Origin of the sequence: Corynebacterium sp. HMSC077D03, from assembly GCF_001808545.1 — a bacterium.
Classification (GTDB): domain Bacteria; phylum Actinomycetota; class Actinomycetes; order Mycobacteriales; family Mycobacteriaceae; genus Corynebacterium; species Corynebacterium simulans.
The window spans coordinates 1-217 of record NZ_KV793707.1; the positions used below are offsets into that span (position 1 = coordinate 1).

Genomic DNA, 217 nt, shown 5'->3' on the forward strand with positions numbered 1-217 from the left:
TTACCAGCGTGTCTCTTCGGCAAAATATTTAGCAGCTTTACGTAGAATATCGCGTTCTTCGCGCAGCTTCGTGTTTTCTTTTTCCAGCTGGCGGATTCGCTCAGAATCAGTCGCCGCTTGGGCTTTATCATGCACGGCTTTAATGCGGGCACGTTTGCCGGTGCCGTACTTCTTGACCCAAGCATGCAGCGAGGCACGGTTGATACCGAGCTCTGCT

General features: G+C 52.1%; 1 pseudogene. It reads right to left on the bottom strand.

Going from position 1 to position 217, the window contains the following annotated elements:
- Positions 1-217 (bottom strand): annotated as a pseudogene (locus tag HMPREF2888_RS12040) (IS3 family transposase); the annotation flags it as partial.